Source organism: Staphylococcus sp. GDY8P198P (assembly GCF_017891615.1).
Taxonomy (GTDB): Bacteria; Bacillota; Bacilli; order Staphylococcales; family Staphylococcaceae; genus Staphylococcus; species Staphylococcus cohnii.
This window is the reverse complement of record NZ_JAESJQ010000012.1, coordinates 135,597-153,936: the sequence shown is the minus strand read 5'-3', so window position 1 is coordinate 153,936 and position 18,340 is coordinate 135,597. Positions and strand designations below refer to the sequence as shown.

The following is an 18,340-nucleotide window of genomic DNA, read 5'->3' as shown; positions in this document are numbered from 1 at the left end:
ATACAGCAACTTTTGCACATTAACTATGATGTTTATAGTTATTAACAACCATAGGATGTAGCGTATTTCTTCCTACAATAATTCTTACATATGGAATAAAAGATAGTATTATCGCTAATCCAATACAAAATCCAAGTGTGAAAATAGTACTTAGAATTAAAAATAGTGTTGGGAACGTAACAAATGATGCCAACGATCTAGAAATAAAGTCTACAATAATCTGATGTGCTAAATAAATGAAAAATGATATTTCACTAATTAAAAACACAAACACTAAATTAAATCGAGTTAAAAATTTCGATATATAGACGATAAATACAAAACTGATTGCAGAAAATAAGACTAAGTCAAATCGATTAGATTCATTCAGATGTACATCTAAATAAGAAAAGTTAAATGCCATATAACATAAAGCCAATAGCCATATCAATAGCAACCAAACTAAATGACGTTTTAAAAATTGAATAACAGTGTCATAATATTTACCGAAATAGAAACCGACAACAAAGTAAAATAACCAATATAAAATAATCGTTCTACTAAATAATGGATAAAAATCCCAGAATGCAAGATAATCATTACTGTAATACATTAAATAAGAATGTCCAAAACTAATGATAAAAGTAATGACAAGTACAACTATAGGATTGGCCTTACTCAATAATTTATAAAATAAGCGATGTAATATGTAAAACTGAAAAATAACGAGTACAAACCAACCGAAAAATTTACCTTCTAAGACGATATTTAAAAAGATTTCCCAAAATGATTTATCTGAACTATCACCAAGAAATAGCCTGAAAGTGACAAATAAACCAAATAAAGCATAAGGAATTAAAATAAATTTCATACGTTTAAGTAAAAAGTTTTGCGGAATTTTATTTGAATACCGCATGCCTAATAATGTTTCCGACAAAATAATAAAACACGGTGTTGCAAATAATAAAATAACTTGTAAAAAACTAAAAAGTGATTTTTCAAATTGTGAAATATGATAATCGTTTACTAAACCGGTTAAACAATGGACGATGACTATTGCGATACAAAATATCGCCCTAGCATAGGTGAGTTCCATTTTCCTTTCCAAAATCAAAATTCCTCTCAAAATCCATTCCATAATATGATAATTAGTATTAAAAGTAAAGTTTATATGAATTTAGTTTTATAATCATTTTATATAAAGCGTGGCAACTCATAATATAGTAATTGAGTAAGATTAATAAAGAATGATATGATTACATATATTTAAAATAATCATTTAAAACCTTAAATAGTGAAAGGAATCGGTTTATGAAATCAATTTTACTTATTGGTCAATCAAATATGGCAGGACGAGGTTTTTTAGATGGTGTAAAGCCAATCATTGATGAACGTATTTTTATGCTTAGAAATGGTAGATGGCAAATGATGGAAGAACCGATACATAGTGATCGTTCTGTAGCAGGTATTGGACCAGCAGCATCGTTTGCAAAGCGATGGCTAGATGATCATCCAGATGAAACAATTGGATTAATTCCATGTGCTGATGGGGGTACTTCCATTGAAGAATGGTCGGATAAAAGCATGTTGACACGGCATGCTTTAAGTGAAGCTAGATTTGCCATGGAAACTTCTGAATTGATAGGTGTTTTATGGCATCAAGGTGAAAGTGATAGTCAAAATAATAAATATCAAACATATGAAGCAAAACTATCACATTTAATTCAATTTTTTAGGACAGAACTGGAATTACCTAAACTTCCCTTTGTCATTGGATTGTTAGGAACGTTTTTAGGAAAAGAAGGATTTGGCGCTAGTGCTACAGAGTATCAAGAAATTAATAAAATAATAAAAAATATAGCGCAGAAAGAGCATCATTGCTACTTTGTTACAGCAGAAGGCTTAACAGCAAATCCAGATGGCATTCATATAGATGGTTTCTCTCAACGATTGTTTGGAATTAGATATTATGAAGCATTTTCAAGCGCAAAGAACGTCGTAAATCGTTTAGAGAATGAGAGCGAAATTGAAAAAGATTTATATAAAAGTGAATTCACAAAAAATGAACAAATATATATGCTTGTTGCTAGGTTATCTAAAAATAAAATAACGTATCAAGATTTTATCAATGAAATGTCTCAACTGAACTAGTAATCACCTGAGAAGTCATCATTTTAAAGTATTCATTTTATTCGCTTCATTAACGCCTAAAAAAGCCTTTCAAAACGCACTTCTTTTGTGTGGATTTGAAAGGCTAGTTGTATTTTATCGTTCAAGTTCGGCTATGTTAATCTTCCATGTGTGATTTTAGTAAGTGTGTCATTCGTAGCAAATATTTTAGCATTTACATTGGGTACACCCATGGATTTAAGGCGTTCACTATGCATATTTAAATAGTTTTCGGCATTTTCGTAGCTATCAAATGCATAAATGCCACCCGCTTCTTTTTCATCAGTATTTTCTGTCCATATCTTCCATAAAAAACCTGGTTCCTCATTTATAGATTTCGCTAAATCAGCGAATTGTGTGGACATTTCTTGGCCAAAAGGGCCATCGATTGGAAAATCAACTTGTAAAATATAAATCATGATAAACCCATCCCTTTTAAATTATTTATTACGCTTACTATATCAATTTATGTTAAATCGCATAAACTTTTGGCTCAAATCGTTTTCTGATAGGTATTATCACAACTTTTTGAATGATCTTATTGGTATATCAATAAAGCATTTTCATATATAATTCCCATTATTTTGTAAAGAAAGTGTAAATTTACTTGCAAATAAAATAGAGAGGTGTATGATGAAAGTGAATAATTACACTTTGCATATAGGAGACTACAAATAAGGAGTGATTTATTATGCGTAAAGTCGGAAAGTTAATTTCAGCAACTGTCGTAGTATCTACACTGGTCGTTGGTTCTTCAGCACCATATATCTCAACGAGTAGTCCAACAGCGCAAGCAGCAGAACAAGTCCAAAAATGGGGACACGGTGAAGGTGGCGCAAGCGGTGCAAATAGTGAAAATGGTGTTCGTTCTCAAGCACAAACAACACCTTGGTATAATTACGAAGGTTATACAACATATGACCCGTCATTTACACAAGATTATAACTTCGTACGCGCTTTGAAATATGATAATGTCACGATCGATGGTTATAAAGTTGACACTGATGCCAAAAAAGAATTTGATCATTCTAAGAAAGTTTATGATACAAGCGTAGAATTTAACAGTGACAATGAAGTAGTACAACTCACTTTCTTCACGAAACCTGATTCTGTATCTAAAGCAACGTTTAAGAAAGCACATGCTTCAAATGAAATCATAGAAGATGGAAAATTAGGCAATGGAGATGGCACTTATGTAAAATACGCGACAAATAATGGTTTTTATACTGCATTCTTTGATCAAAATGATAATTTGGTAGAAATAACAATTGGTCAGTAATTAGAATGATGTTTATAAAAATAGGATACAACTAAGAGAAGCTTTGAAATGGTATGTTTTTGATTGTAGTAACATTTAATTTAAATGAAAGTGTACTCTAGGCTGGGGCATATTAAATGTCTCAGCTTATCTTGTTGTATAGCCATTAAAAAATAGTTTTCATTTAGCAAATGTATCAGCATTTTTGCTGATTATTGTTATTGAAGATATACCGTCAATTGAATTATATCTATAATTTAATGCGTATGTTTAATAAAGATAATTGTGTTTTGTTATATTTATGATTATAGTTAAACGTAAGTATAGAGCGTTTCGTTCACATATGAATAGGGGGAAAAATATGAAAAAATTATATTTAAGTGTTTTGGTTGGTCTTATTTTGTTAGCAGTCACAGGGAACGTCGCTGCGGCAAAAAGTTTTGATCAAATTGAACAAGATAATGATACAATTGTAGGGGTCTATGGCATCAATACCTCTAATGGTAAAGTGATACAGCACAGATCAGATGAACGATTTGCATTTGCATCTACATATAAAGCAATTTCAAGTGGCATATTATTACAAAATACGCCAACATCAGAACTAAATAAAAAAATAACTATTTCAAAAGATGACATTGTCGCTTATTCACCTGTTACTGAAAAATATGTCGGCAAGCAAATGACCTTAAGAGCGTTAATTAAAGCTTCTATGTTGCAAAGTGATAATACAGCAAATAATAAAATTATCGAAGAAATAGGTGGTATTAAAGGATTTCAACAAGCACTAAAACAACGCGGAGACAATATCTCAAACCCGCAAAGACTTGAACCAGACTTAAATTTATATGATCCGCAAAGTACAGCCGATACAACCACACCTAAAATGGCTGCAACAACGTTGAACCATCTTTTAGCGAGTGAGAACATGAGTAGACCCAACCTTGAGCTACTAAAACATACAATGATCCATAATGAAACTGGAGATACATTAATTAAAGCAGGTGCGTCAAAAGATGATGTTGTAGGTGATAAGAGTGGCCAGGGATTAACATATGGTAGTCGAAATGATTTAGCTTTTGTTTATCCAGAAAACCAAAGTAAGCCAATTATTCTTGCTATTTACACGAAAAAAACAGATAAAGATGCGAAACCTGATGATAAAGTGATTCAAACAGCAGCGGAAAAAGCTATTAAGTCATTGAAATAGATTCAGTCAAATGAAATATAGATTGGTACAGAGGGGTTTAACATGGAAATAAAGCAAATGAAATATTTTGTAGAAGTCGTAAAAAATGGTGGGATGACACAAGCATCCGAGCATTTATATATTGCGCAATCTACAATAAGTAAAAATATTAAAAGTATTGAAGACGAATTTAATATTACTTTATTTGATAGACGAAAAAAGCATATTATTTTAACAGATATCGGTCAGATTTTTTATGATAAATGTGTGGAAGCATTAGCGGTTCTAGATGATTTATCATTAGAAATGGGAGATGTAACAAATTTAGAAAAAGGTCATATTAGAGTAGGTATATCTGCGATTATGAATGTGAGACTTTTTACAGAAAGTTTAAATCACTTTCATAGTAAATATCCAAAAGTAACTTACGAAGTGATTGAAGGTGGCGGGAAAGCTGTAGAGTCTTATTTGAATAATGATGAAATAGACGTGGGTATTACTACGTTGCCTGTAGATAATGATATTTACCATGCCATTCCATTATATAATGAGAAATTATTGTTAGTTGTAAACAGAGATGCGATGCTTGCTAAACAAGCATCGGTCTATCTAGGCGATTTAAAAAATGAGCGCTTTATTATGTTTCATGATGATTATTATTTAAAAGATCAAATTATTGAAAGTTGTAGAAAAGTTGGCTTTTATCCAAAAACAGTTGCAAAAATGTCTCAAATTACATTTATTGAAAATATGATTCGAGATGGTATCGGTGTGAGTATATTACCAGAAAGTATCGTAGATATTTTAAATGATGACCTCATAGGTATAGAAATTTCTGGCGCAGATGTATCGTGGAATTTGGGAGTTATTTGGAAAAAAGATAGCTATATGAATTATGTAACACACGAATGGATTAAATTTTTAAAAGATACACAGTAATAGTGGTTAACAAGGTGTTCATGGTTGTGAAATATGTATTCCATAACAGAATATTATATATTCTAACTATGTATTTTAATCATATTTCAGTACGTAATATAATAGAGATATAGAGGTAGTAAGTACTGATTATTAATAGAAGAGTAAAAGTTAAAACATTTATGATAATCCCTAGCGCCAAAATATTAACTATATATGCGTTTCATAATTTAAAGCTCATAACAAATTTATCTAGAATTTAACTAATATAATAACTCTCCCCATTCATTCACTAAAATAAGGACACCCTATTCTTATTCATTATTATATTATTGAGCAATGATATTAAAAAACTAAGCTTACCTTCTAAATCAGTACAGTTAATATAAACGAACCTCTTGTCAAACATCAAACAAACATATAAACATGCCCAAGCCTTAGAAATAGGTTTGGGCATGTTTATTTTAAATGTTTTTTTGAATTTTAGGATGAAGATGATATGCGGGCGCTGTGACTTCATTTTTAATAACTTTGTCTAAAGTAGCTACAATCGTTTGAGCAATTTCAGCGGTTGGCACGCCAATCGCGTTGACAGGGTAATCTAATTTTTTAATTTGTGGTATATTGTCATATGAATATAGGGTAGGGTGATCTTGTGGTCCAAGTGCATTAATGGTGCCGACTGTAATATCATAGCTACCACAGATAACCCCTGGTGCAAGTGCATGTGCTTGTAAAAATTGTTTGACGGAAGATTCTGTTTCAATTGCATTCAAACTTGTAGAATCAATGATACGATAATCTATTTTGTGTTCGTTACAATATTGAGCAATCGCCTCTTTTTTAGCGATTTGTCGTGTATCGTTTGTATGTATATCACCAATATAATCAATATGGTCTATGCCCTGATCAACCAATGCTTTAATTGCCATAATCATCGCTTCTGAATGATTTACATTTATGATCGGATAAGGAATATCACGATTGACACCATAGGCAACGACAGGAACGTTATTATAAATTTCTGGAGATAAGTTTGTTGCATCACCTTCATCAAAAATGACGATACCATCACAGCCGAATTCAACAAATTTTTTTGAAGCGGCAGCGACATCGTCGATAGACACAAACATGACATAACCTAAATCTTTAATGGCATGATTGATTTCTGAAATAAGATGTGTCACGGCTACACGATCTACAGAAGGCCAGATTAATCCTATTGTGCCGCTTTTCTTTGAGACAAGTGCTCTAGCGGAGTGATTAGGTATATAATTCATTTCTAGAGCTTTTTGTTGAATCATATTTTTTGTTTTTGGTTTTACGAGATGAGAATTTTTAAGTGCTTTACTAACTGTGGAATAGCTGACACCACAGGCTTCAGCAACATCTTTTAAAGTTACAGCCATAAAATTTCTCCTTGAAATTGATTGATTTAAATGCAAATTAATTATACCATAGAGATAAGCATTACAATATTTTTTTGTACAAAAATAACAACGTTGTTATTTTTAAAGGTATTGTAATTGATATCATATTTGAGGGGTTGAAGACATGGATTCAATGAATACAATGAAAGAGATTCAACAAGGTAAACACATTGCTGTCATGCGCACAGAAGATGCAAAATCATTTTTAGATATTGCACATACCATTATTGACAAGGGCATTCATACGATTGAGGTAACTTTAACTACGCCGAACGCTATAGAAATTATAGCTGAACTATCAAAAAGGGAGGACGCATTGATTGGAGCAGGAACAGTATTAGATAGCATTTCTGCACGTACTGCCATTTTAAATGGTGCAAAATTTATCGTTAGCCCATCCTTTGATAAAGAAACAGCGAAAATTGCTAACTTATATGATGTGCCATATATTCCAGGCTGTATGACAGTTAAAGAAATGGTTGAGTCATTACGTTATGGTTGCAAAGTCCTTAAACTATTCCCAGCGACACAATTCACACCTAAGTCAATTAAAGATTTCAAAGGGCCATTACCACAAATTGAAATTGTGCCTACAGGTGGTGTTGGTAAAGCAAACCATAAAGAATGGTTAGATGCTGGTAGTTTTGCAGTTGGCATTGGAAGCGAAATCACAAAAATTTATCAACAAGAAGGAAAAGATGCTTTAGAAAGATATATTTCAGAAATAAAAAGCGAGGTATAACAATGACGGTCTATGGTTTTGGTGAAGTATTATTACGTTACACACCACCAAATTATGAACAGTTGAAAGATGCCAATATGTTTAAAGTTAATGTTGGTGGTGCAGAATTAAACGCACTTGTGACACTAGCACAATTTGGACACGAGACTGAAATGTTGACGGTATTACCTAATCACGCGCTTGGTCATTTAGCATTACAAAAAATGTTTCAAACACGTGTAGGTACTGCTTCAGTGAAATATAATAACGGCAGAATTGGCACATATTATATGGAAGAAAGTTTCGGATTTCGTAGTGGCAAAGTCATTTATGATCGTGAACATTCAACGTTTGCTAATCATGGTGAAGATGTAATGGAAGGAATCAATGCTCAAAGCGGTGATTTCTTTGTATTTACAGGTATTACGTTAGCTGTAAATAAAATGATTCGTCATCAAATTGTCGATGTATTAAAGAAACTAAAGCAACAAGGCGTTAAGATAGTGTTCGATATTAATTTTAGAAGTAATTTATGGTCAAAAGAAACAGCAGTACCAATAATCAAGTCTATTTTACCATTTGTCGATGTTCTATTTTTTGGAAAAAAAGATGCTACACATCTACTTGAAACGAACGATTTAGAAGATGACATTCAGACATGTGCAAAAGCAATTCAATCCAAATACGACATCGAATTGATGGCATCAAGTAATAGAAATATAGAACAAAGTACATTACAAGGTATTATGCTGACAAAAGAAAAATATATTGAAGGCCAAGCATATACTTACACCGTTTTAAACAGAATTGGTGCTGGTGATGCATTTATGGCGGGGGTATTACATGGACTGAATAAAGAATGGCAACCAGAAGATACAGTAGATTTTGCAACAAAATGTTCTGTTCTACAACATACAACAAATGAAGATGCACTAAGTGTACAAGAAAGTGATGTTTTTAATTTATCAACGCATTTTGGAGAACTGAAGCGATAAAAACTGCAATACAAGGGGATTAATCTTTATGAGGAAATTTACACTCCTTCTTGTAAGCGCATTCTTTGCGATGGGGATGGTATCGATGATGCTTACAAATGAGGAGACGATTGCTAAAACAAAGACCAAAGAAATCATGTTAGCGCATAATCAGCCAACGGAACATCCTGTTCATAAATCATTAAAAATTTTTAAAGATAGATTAGAAAAAGAATCACATGGTCAAATAAAGGTGAATATTTATCCGAATGGTCAGCTCGGTAGTGAGCGTGAAGCGATAGAAATGACACAAACGAATGCAATTCAAATGACTAAAGTTTCGGCTGGCGCACTGGAAAGTTTTTCGCCAACGTATTCATTATTTAATATGCCATATTTATTTGAGTCTGAAGATAATTATCGACACGTAATGAAACGTAAAAACGTACAAGATGCTTTCTTTAAATCGACAGACGACCAAGGATTTTTAGGTATTACTTACTATGATGCTGGTATGCGTAATATCTACACGAAAGATAAGAAGATTAAAGACAACAAAGATTTGAAAGGCTTGAAGATTCGTGTTCAACCAGGAAAAACAAGCGTAGATTTAATTAAATCGTTAGGTGGTACGCCAACACCGATGGATTATGGTGAAGTGTACACTGCAATACAATCAGGTGTTATTGATGCAGCAGAAAATAATGAAACTTCTTTAACAACGAATAACCATGGTGAAGTTGCTAAAAATTATTACTACACAGAACATGCAACCGTGCCCGATATTTTAATTATGAACAAAGAAACCTATGACAGCTTGACGAAACAACAACAAAAATGGTTAGAAGATGCTGCGGATTATTCCACAAAAAAACATGAAGTTATTTGGGATAAAGCAGTGAGCGATGCTAAAAAAACAGCGACAGAAAAAATGGGCGTGAAGTTTCATGATGTAGACAAGTCTACATTTAAAGCGACTTCTAAACCTCTTCAAGATGAATTTAAAAATAATCCTGATACGAAAGAGGATTATAAACTAATCGAGAAGGAGGAACAGCGCTATGAAAAAAGCAAAACAAATCATTGATAAATTGTTGTTAACGCTAGCTGGTATTACGCTTTTTGTAATGGTTATCTTATCGATTTATCAAGTCGCAACACGCTTTATTTTTAACACACCAAGTACGACGAGTGAAGAAATTGTTAGATTCTTGTTGATATGGTTTGGGCTATTGAGTGCTAGTTATGTCTTTGGGATTAAACAGCATATTGCCATTGTATTTATCAGAGAAAAATTACCTGAAAAAGTACAGCTATACTTGGAAAAGATTTCGGACATTATATTAATTATCGTGGCACTCGTGCTCATGATTTGGGGCGGTTTTGAAGTTGTGAAATTGACTTGGTCTCAAATCGCACCGTCAACAGGTTTATCAATGGCCGCGATGTATGGCGCATTGCCTGTTTCAGGAGTATTTATTATATTCTATGCATTTTATAATTTATTAAATACAGAGGAAATGACTGCAGTTCAAGAGCGTGATGAGCTTGAAGGCGGTGATGGCTTATGACAACGATTGCAGGATTAGTATTATTCATCACTTTCTTCATTTTTCTTATCATTGGTTTACCTATTGCATTAGCGATTATTTTAAGTTCTATTATTACGCTGTTATTGATTTTACCATTCGATGTCACTATCGTAACTGCAGCGCAGCGTATGGTAACCGGCATTGATGATTTTACGATGTTAGCGATTCCGTTATTTGTGCTAGCGGGTATCATCATGAACAACGGCGGTATTGCATTTAGATTAGTTAACTTTGCGAAGGTGCTCGTTGGCAGATTACCAGGATCATTAGCTCATACAAATATTGTTGGTAATATGCTTTTTGGTTCTATTTCTGGTTCTAGTGTAGCTGCAGCAGCTGCCATGGGTCGTATTATGGGACCTATGGAAAAAACACAAGGTTATAAAAAAGAATACTCAGCAGCAGCAAATATCGCATCAGCACCTTCAGGTTTACTTATCCCACCGAGTTCACTATTGATTGTTTATTCATTAGTCAGCGGCGGGACATCCATTGCAGCGCTATTTATCGCGGGTTATATTCCAGGAATTTTATGGGGTATTGCGTGTATGATCGTTGCTTATGTAATGGCGAAAAAACAAGGTTATAAAGTATCAGAGAAAATAAGTTGGAAAGATAGATTATTCTTAACATTGGATGCATTACCAAGTTTGTTTTTAATTGTAGTGGTTATCGGCGGTATTGTCGGAGGTATCTTTACAGCAACAGAAGGTGCAGCAGTCGCGGTTTTATATTCTGTAGTACTTTCGTTGATTTATAAAAGTTTAAAAATCAAACAATTATCCAACGTTATCAAAGAAACAGCTGAAATTAGCGGAATGATTTTATTCTTAATCACCGCTTCGGCATTATTTTCACTTGTGATGAGTTATACCGGTTTACCGGAAGCGATATCCAATGGCATTATCTCAATGACTGACAATCCAATTGCATTGTTATTATTAATCAACGTTATTTTATTAGTCATTGGTACTTTTATGGATATTACACCAGCAGTACTTATATTTACACCTATCTTTTTACCGATTTCAGAAGTATTAGGTCTTGATCCAATTCATTTTGGTATCATTATCGCGTTTAACTTATGTATTGGTAATATCACACCACCAGTTGGTAGTGCGTTGTTTGTGGGAGCAAGTGTAGGCGGTGTGCGTGTTGAATCAGTATTTAAATATTTAATTCCATATTTTGTGGCATTAATTATTTTAATGCTAATCATTACTTTTATTCCACAATTATCACTATTCCTTCCGAAATTACTAGGATTATAGAAAAGGAGCAATTATATGACTTTAATTAATGATAATTTTTTATTAAATAGTAAAACAGCAGTAAAGCTATACCAAAAGGTTAAAGATTTACCAATTTATGACTTCCATTGTCATTTAGACCCAAAAGAAATTTACGAAAATAAAAATTATGACAATATTACACAATTATGGTTAGGTGGAGATCATTATAAATGGCGTTTAATGAGAGCTTATGGCATTGAGGAAGCTTTTATTACAGGCAGTGTTGATGATTTTGATAAATTCCAAGCATTTATGCATATGTTACCGTTTGCAATTGTGAATCCAATGTATCATTGGTGTGCATTAGAATTAAAACGCTATTTTAATGAAGATACAGATTTAGATAAAGTGAATATCAGTAAATTATATAAATCACTAAATAAAAAGTTAGCAAAACCTTCACACACACCACAAAATTTAATTAAACAAAGTAATGTTAAAGTGGTATGTACGACGGATGATCCATGTGATGACTTGAAATATCATAAGTTATTAAATGAAGATAGCAACGTTACATTTAAAGTCATCCCTACGTTTAGACCAGACAGTTATGTTTTCTTAAATAATGAGTCTATCCATACAAAAATCGACCAATTAAATCAAGCGACGGATTGTGACGTTCTAGATTTAAATACTTACATTGATGCGTTAAAAGCGCGTGTACATTATTTTGATAGACAAGGTGCACGTAGTTCAGATCAAAGCTTTGAAAAGACACCGTTAGTAACAGCAACTGTTGAAAAAGCAACTGAAATTTATAATGCGCTAAAACGTGGTGAACAAGTAACAGAAACTGAACAATATGAATTAGCAGGTTATATATTAACTGAAATTAGTAAGGTTTATGAAGAATTAGGTTGGGTTGTACAATTCCACCTTGGACCAACAAGAAATAATAACTCAAGTATGTTTAAAATGACAGGACCAGATAGTGGCTTTGATAGTGTAGGCGAACAGCTAAGTGCTAAAAAATTAAATGCCTTACTAGATCATCTAGAACAAAATCATGCGTTATCAGATACGATTATTTATCCAAATAATGGTAATGACCATTTAATGGTACAAGCAACTGCAGGGAATTTTACCAATAGTAATCACAAAGTCCAACTCGGTGCTGCATGGTGGTTTAATGATACAAAAGAAGGTATGGAGCAACACTTAGTAGAGTATGCTAATGTCGGTTTATTATCTAAATTTGTAGGTATGCTTACTGATTCACGTAGCATGATTTCGTATACACGTCATGAGTACTTTAGAAGAATATTATGTAATTTCTTAGGAGATAGAATTGAAAAAGGTGAGATTCAATTATCAGAAGAAACCATCACTAAAATAGTGAAAGATATTTGTTATAACAATGCAGTAAAATTATTCAAAATAGAAGGCGTTGAGGAGGTATAACCATGGAATTATCATTTCGTTGGTATGGAGAAGATGACCCAGTAACATTAAATAATATTAGACAAATTCCAGATATGAAACAAATTGTTACAGCTATTTATGACATTCCTGTTGGAGAAGTTTGGACTAAAGAAAGAATTGCAGCATTAAAACAGTCAATTGAAGATGCGGGTTTGAAATTTGAAGTTGTAGAAAGTTTACCTGTCAGTGAGGAAATAAAGCTTGGTACAGATAAACGAGATCAACTCATTGAAAACTATAAAACTTCACTGATTAATCTCGCTGAAAATGGTGTTAAAACGGTAACTTATAACTTTATGCCGGTATTTGATTGGACACGTTCGCAATTAGATTATGATTTATCAGATGGCTCCAATACACTGATCTATAATCATGATCAAATTAAAGATATTGATCCACTAACGACGAATTTAAATCTACCAGGTTGGGATGAAAGTTACACACGTGAAGAGATGAATCAACTGATTGCATCTTATCGAGAAACATCTGATGATCAACTATGGGATAACTTAAAATACTTCTTAGATGCTGTATTACCAACTGCTATCGAACATGATGTGGATCTGGCTATACATCCGGACGATCCACCTTGGTCGATATTTGGTATACCACGTATCATTAAAAATAAAGAAAGTTACGAACGTTTATTATCCATTAGCAATGATACACATAATGGCATTTGTTTCTGTACTGGTTCATTAGGCGCATTAGCAGAAAATGATTTACCGAGCATGATTCGAACATTTGGTGATCACATTCATTTTGTACACATGAGAAATGTTAAACGTATTGGTGAATATTCATTTATAGAAACAGGCCATTTATCTAAACATGGTTCAGTAGATATGAAAGCCGTTACTGAAGCGCTGAGAGACATTGATTACAAAGGTACCATCAGACCTGACCATGGACGTATGATTTGGGGAGAAACAGGTAAAGCTGGTTATGGCTTGTTCGATAGAGCTTTAGGTGCAACTTATATTAATGGCTTAATAGAAGGAGTGAGTAAATAATGGCAACACAATTCAAAGATGTTAATGTCGTTATTACAGGTGCGACAGGTGTCATTGGTTCTACTTTTGTCAAAGCACTTGTAGAGAAAGGCGCGAATGTGGGAATACTAGGTCGTTCCGAAGACAAAATTGTGGAATTGCAAGATGAAATTGATAAAGACAGAGCGCAAACGGTAGGGTTAGTAGCAGATGTGCTAGATAAATCAGCTTTAGAGCAAGCGAAACAAACATTCAATGATAAGTTTGGCGCAATTACGATACTTATCAATGGCGCAGGTGGCAATCATCCTGATGCGACAACGAATGATGAAATGTACGACAAAGCAGGCGACAAAACGTTCTTTGATCTTACAGAAGAAGGTGTAGATAAAGTTTTTAAATTAAACTATACTGGCACATTTTTACCATCACAAGTATTCGGCAAAGATGTTGTGGCGTCTGAAACAGGAACAATTATCAATATTTCATCTATGAACGCATTTACACCGTTGACAAAAATTCCAGCGTACAGTGGTGCAAAAGCTTCAGTAAGTAACTTTACACAATGGTTAAGCACTTACTTTGCGGGACAAATTCGTGTTAATGCAATTGCACCAGGATTTTTCGAAACAAATCAAAATAAGGCATTGCTAAGAAATGAAGACGGTTCATATTCAGAACGTGCTCAAAAAATACTTTCACAAACACCAATGGATCGTTTTGGTGTACCTGAAGATATTTTAGGCACATTATACTGGTTAATGGATCACGATATGAGTGGTTTTGTCACAGGTATTGTAGTTCCAGTTGATGGTGGCTTCTCATCATATTCTGGCGTATAAATAAAATAATCAAATAAAAATCAACACTTTCATTTTTATAAGATGAAAGTGTTGATTTTTTTGTTGCATCACTAGTTGATTAAAATAGCAGTGATTCTATTCGTCATTATAAGTAATATTGTTGCGATATAATACATCTTCTAATTTTTCTAAATTGGATAGTGCATTATCTGAAGTACGTCTGCCAAGTTCCAACACTAATGCATCAATCAGCGCAATAATTGGAATGATTGAAAAATGATCCTTTCTAACAGAAAGTTTTAAAGTAATAGTTGCATATTCTAAAACTGGTGAAGAGTCATAATCTGTGATTAAAATAACACGGTTGCCTTGACGCTTTGTTTCTTTTACAGCTTGAATCACTGAATTTGTGTAGGGTTCAAAAGCGAAGACAATCAATATATCATTTTTAGTCATTTTGGTAATTTTATCAAAAATAGCATCAGTATCATTACTAAGCTGATGAATATTTAAATAAAATTCGTTTAGTAAATGCTCAAAATATAAAGCAGTCGCCCTATAAGGACGTGTACCAAGGATACATACACTCGTTGCATTTTCTATATATTCAACAGCAGTAGCAAAGTTTTCTATTAAGTCAGGTTTTAATGATTGATTTAATAAATCGACGCTTTTATCCCAAACATCAGTCAATGCAAAACCTTGTTCATGATTGATGTCACCAAAAGCATTTTTAAGAGAGAATTTAGTTTCATTTGGCAAGGCTTCATTGTAAATATCTTTACGAAAATCATTGAAATTTTCATAATCTAAAGCGTGTATGGTACGCATAACTGTAGAAATTCCCACTTCAGCTTGTTGAGACAATTCTTTAATCGTTATTAACCCTAAGTCTTCAAAATGTTTAAGTATAAAGTCGCAGAGTTTTTGCTGTTTTTTGGGTAAACTTTTTTTAACTTTTACAATTTTTGATTTTAAATCTGGATTTTGATTCATAAAAACCAAGCGCCTCGTTTCTGTTCATTCAAATAACTTTATCTATATCATAACAAAGGTTTATAGCAAATAAAAATTCTGAAAAAGAACAAAAATATTCCTTTTATAAATGTAAGGGTTTACATTTGTTCATTCAAGTGATAATATTCTATTTAATAAAAACAAGGGGGTATAAAATTGCTAAATTATAAATTTGAAAATTTAAAACCAAAAGTGCAATCATTTTTGAAAGAAGATATCCAACTTTATATTAATGGCTCTTATTGTAATGCTAATGAAGGAAAGGTATTTGAAGTTTTGGATCCTTCTACTGAAAAGGTCATAACTAATGTACATGAAGCTAATCATGTAGATATTGATTATGCAGTTGATTCAGCAAGAGCAGCTTTTGATAATGGTGAATGGACAAAAAATGGAAGCGCATACAAGAAGTAATATTATTTATGATTTTGCACAGTTGTTAAAAGCACATCGAGAAGAGTTGGCTCAACTTGAATCTATTGATAGTGGCAAACCATATGATGTTGCATTAGTGGATGATATAGATGGAACAATTCAACAATTTGAATATTATGCTGGATTTGCAACAAAAATTAGTGGTAAAACCACTCAAATTTCAAATGACTTGGTCAGTTACACGGTTCACGAACCTATTGGTGTTGTTGGACAAATTATTCCTTGGAATTTTCCATTATTAATGGCTTCCTGGAAATTAGGTGCTGCATTGGCCGTGGGTTGTACGATTGTTATAAAACCAGCGACTGAAACGCCATTATCGTTATTATATGCAGCTCAGTTATTTAAGCAGGCTGGCTTTCCTGATGGGGTAGTTAATATTGTTCCTGGCCCAGGTAAAACAGCAGGTGAGGCAATCGTTAATCATTCGAAAATAGATAAAATCGCATTTACTGGTTCTACAAATGTAGGTAAGAATGTAATGAAAAGTGCAGCAGATGAAATAAAAAATGTCACGTTAGAATTAGGCGGTAAATCTCCAGCTATTTTATTAAAAGATGCTGACTTAGATGAAGCGATTGAAGGCGCATTTAGTGGCACAATGTATAACCAAGGACAGAATTGTAGCGCTTGTACGCGTGTTTATGTGCATAGAGATATTTATGAAACTGTTTTAGAGGGATTAAAGGAAAAAGCAGCGTCAATAAAATTAGGTCCAAGTATGGATGACAGTTATGATATGGGGCCGTTGATTTCAAAGAGACAACAAGACAAAGTAATAGATTATATAGAGAAAGGAAAAAAAGAAGGTGCCAGATTAATATTTGGTGGTAATCAAGCATATGAACAGGGGTATTATGTTGAACCTACTATTTTTGCAGATGTGGAAGATGATATGACCATTGCGAGAGAAGAAATATTTGGTCCAGTCATGTCTGTCTTTGTATTTGATGATATTGATGAAGTCATTGATAGAGCTAATGATAGTCAGTATGGTTTAGCTTCAAGTGTTTGGACACAAAATATTAAACAAGGTCATTATATATCCAAAAAGTTAGAAGCTGGCACAGTATGGATTAACACAGTCGGTCTTGAAATAGAAACAATGCCTTTTGGTGGATATAAACAATCTGGTATCGGTAGAGAAATGGGCGGCGAGTATGGATTAGAAAGCTATACGTCAGTTAAAAGCGTCATGATTAATATAGATTAAAATAAAAAAAGATAAGGAGCATAATATTATGTATAAACCATATGGAATGATAGCAGCTTTACCAACACCAATGTTAGAAAATGGAGATATTGATTTTGAATCGTTTGAAAAATTAATCGAACATGTAATTGCAGGAGGAATTCACGGCGTGCTAGTAGGGGGGAGTACTGGAGAATACTCACTGATGACTTTCGAAGAGCGAAAAAAAATCATAGCATTTGTAACATCCCAAGTGAATAAAAGAGTCCAAGTAATGGCAGGAACTGGTTGTCATAGAACGCTTGATACAATTGAATTGACGAATTATGCAGAACATGTTGGTGCAGACTCAGCATTAGTCATCAATCCATATTATATGGTTACAAGTGACGAAGGGATATTAGATCATTATAAAGCTGTGGCTAAAAATGCTGACATTGGCATCGTTATTTATCATTATCCAGATGCAACAGGCGTTGAACTTTCACCTGAATTAATACATGAAATTAGTCAAATTGAAGGTGTGATCGGTATTAAAAATACTGCAGACGGTATTCATACATCTAAATTACTTAACTTAGTGAAAGATAATACAGATTTTGCTTTGTTAAATGGTTTTGAAGATCTATTTTTACCTTCATTATCAATAGGAGCAAATGGTGCAATAGGGCTTGTACATAATTTAGTTCCGGATAAAATTGCAAAACTGTATGAGTTAGTTCAAGAAAATAATGTAAAAGAAGCAGCTGAATTAAATAAGAAATTACTACCTTTATTTAACTTATTAGAAGAAGAAACTGTACCTGGAACAGTTAAAGCTGGTTTGAAAGCATTAGGTATCTCAGGAACTGCGTGCCGCTTGCCGTTACAACCAGCATCTGAATCTTTTGAAAAGAAAATGACACAATTATTGAATGAAATAAATAACTAAGTGCAAGAAAATTAGAATAAGAAGGT

17 protein-coding genes and 1 pseudogene are annotated in these 18,340 nt (G+C 33.1%); 14 read left to right on the top strand and 4 right to left on the bottom strand.

The genetic code is table 11. The annotated features are described in order from the left end of the window. Positions 1-19: 19 nt before the first annotated feature. Positions 20-1,087, bottom strand: a complete 1,068-nt coding sequence (locus KA824_RS10035) for an acyltransferase family protein (protein ID WP_107385845.1) — start codon at positions 1,085-1,087, stop codon at positions 20-22. A gap of 203 nt (positions 1,088-1,290) precedes the next feature. On the opposite strand from KA824_RS10035, the gene KA824_RS10030 reads away from it, so the two are divergent. Continuing rightward, on the top strand, positions 1,291-2,130 hold the full coding sequence (locus KA824_RS10030; RefSeq protein ID WP_107524079.1) for a sialate O-acetylesterase: 840 nt from the start codon (positions 1,291-1,293) through the stop codon (positions 2,128-2,130). Positions 2,131-2,261: 131 nt separating this feature from the next. Here KA824_RS10030 and KA824_RS10025 read toward each other — a convergent pair whose 3' ends face one another. After that, complete coding sequence (locus KA824_RS10025) at positions 2,262-2,567, bottom strand: monooxygenase (RefSeq protein ID WP_107385843.1); 306 nt, start codon at positions 2,565-2,567, stop codon at positions 2,262-2,264. Between the two features lie 272 nt (positions 2,568-2,839). On the opposite strand from KA824_RS10025, the gene isaB reads away from it, so the two are divergent. The 3 genes from isaB to cidR all read left to right on the top strand — a co-directional run bounded on the left by isaB (position 2,840) and on the right by cidR (position 5,534). Further along, positions 2,840-3,427 carry an immunodominant staphylococcal antigen IsaB family protein gene (isaB, locus tag KA824_RS10020; protein ID WP_210133264.1) on the top strand — a complete coding sequence of 196 codons (588 nt, stop codon included), beginning with the start codon at positions 2,840-2,842 and terminating at the stop codon, positions 3,425-3,427. Between the two features lie 340 nt (positions 3,428-3,767). Next, complete coding sequence (gene bla / locus KA824_RS10015; RefSeq protein ID WP_107385841.1) at positions 3,768-4,616, top strand: class A beta-lactamase; 849 nt, start codon at positions 3,768-3,770, stop codon at positions 4,614-4,616. A gap of 42 nt (positions 4,617-4,658) precedes the next feature. Then, positions 4,659-5,534, top strand: coding sequence for a cidABC operon transcriptional activator CidR (cidR, locus tag KA824_RS10010; RefSeq protein ID WP_181187646.1), 876 nt, complete (start codon positions 4,659-4,661; stop codon positions 5,532-5,534). A gap of 443 nt (positions 5,535-5,977) precedes the next feature. Here the strand turns inward: cidR and KA824_RS10005 are convergent, their stop codons facing one another. Next, positions 5,978-6,922, bottom strand: a complete 945-nt coding sequence (locus KA824_RS10005; protein ID WP_107385839.1) for a LacI family DNA-binding transcriptional regulator — start codon at positions 6,920-6,922, stop codon at positions 5,978-5,980. Positions 6,923-7,067: 145 nt separating this feature from the next. On the opposite strand from KA824_RS10005, the gene eda reads away from it, so the two are divergent. Genes eda through KA824_RS09965 form a run of 8 tightly spaced genes read left to right on the top strand, consistent with a single transcriptional unit; the run spans position 7,068 to position 14,778 of the window. Further along, positions 7,068-7,685: a bifunctional 4-hydroxy-2-oxoglutarate aldolase/2-dehydro-3-deoxy-phosphogluconate aldolase gene (eda, locus tag KA824_RS10000; RefSeq protein WP_107385838.1), complete on the top strand. Its 618-nt coding sequence runs from the start codon at positions 7,068-7,070 to the stop codon at positions 7,683-7,685. 2 nt (positions 7,686-7,687) lie between these two features. Then, complete coding sequence (locus tag KA824_RS09995) at positions 7,688-8,659, top strand: sugar kinase (RefSeq protein WP_107517880.1); 972 nt, start codon at positions 7,688-7,690, stop codon at positions 8,657-8,659. Between the two features lie 28 nt (positions 8,660-8,687). Continuing rightward, positions 8,688-9,725, top strand: coding sequence for a TRAP transporter substrate-binding protein (locus KA824_RS09990; RefSeq protein WP_181187647.1), 1,038 nt, complete (start codon positions 8,688-8,690; stop codon positions 9,723-9,725). Beyond that, the gene (locus KA824_RS09985) at positions 9,700-10,209 is read left to right on the top strand and encodes a TRAP transporter small permease (protein WP_107385835.1); all 510 of its coding nucleotides are present in this window, start codon (positions 9,700-9,702) and stop codon (positions 10,207-10,209) included. The genes KA824_RS09990 and KA824_RS09985 overlap by 26 nt, the downstream gene beginning before the upstream one ends. Further along, on the top strand, positions 10,206-11,501 hold the full coding sequence (locus KA824_RS09980; RefSeq protein ID WP_107384037.1) for a TRAP transporter large permease: 1,296 nt from the start codon (positions 10,206-10,208) through the stop codon (positions 11,499-11,501). Before KA824_RS09985 ends, KA824_RS09980 begins: the two co-directional genes overlap by 4 nt. A 15-nt stretch (positions 11,502-11,516) precedes the next feature. Beyond that, positions 11,517-12,923 (top strand): glucuronate isomerase, encoded by a 1,407-nt coding sequence (gene uxaC / locus KA824_RS09975; protein ID WP_107385834.1) that lies wholly within the window; start codon positions 11,517-11,519, stop codon positions 12,921-12,923. Positions 12,924-12,925: 2 nt separating this feature from the next. After that, positions 12,926-13,957, top strand: coding sequence for a mannonate dehydratase (uxuA, locus tag KA824_RS09970; RefSeq protein WP_181187648.1), 1,032 nt, complete (start codon positions 12,926-12,928; stop codon positions 13,955-13,957). Then, positions 13,957-14,778, top strand: coding sequence for an SDR family oxidoreductase (locus tag KA824_RS09965; protein WP_107385832.1), 822 nt, complete (start codon positions 13,957-13,959; stop codon positions 14,776-14,778). Before uxuA ends, KA824_RS09965 begins: the two co-directional genes overlap by 1 nt. 96 nt (positions 14,779-14,874) lie before the next feature. Here the strand turns inward: KA824_RS09965 and KA824_RS09960 are convergent, their stop codons facing one another. Further along, entirely contained in the window at positions 14,875-15,735 is an 861-nt protein-coding gene (locus KA824_RS09960) for a MurR/RpiR family transcriptional regulator (protein ID WP_107385831.1), read from the bottom strand. Positions 15,736-15,906: 171 nt separating this feature from the next. Between KA824_RS09960 and KA824_RS09955 the strand changes: the two are divergent. Together KA824_RS09955 and dapA are read left to right on the top strand one after the other, a co-directional pair. Next, a pseudogene (locus KA824_RS09955) lies at positions 15,907-17,404 on the top strand (aldehyde dehydrogenase family protein). Between the two features lie 28 nt (positions 17,405-17,432). Continuing rightward, positions 17,433-18,314 carry a 4-hydroxy-tetrahydrodipicolinate synthase gene (gene dapA / locus KA824_RS09950; RefSeq protein WP_107385829.1) on the top strand — a complete coding sequence of 294 codons (882 nt, stop codon included), beginning with the start codon at positions 17,433-17,435 and terminating at the stop codon, positions 18,312-18,314. Positions 18,315-18,340 lie beyond the last annotated feature (26 nt).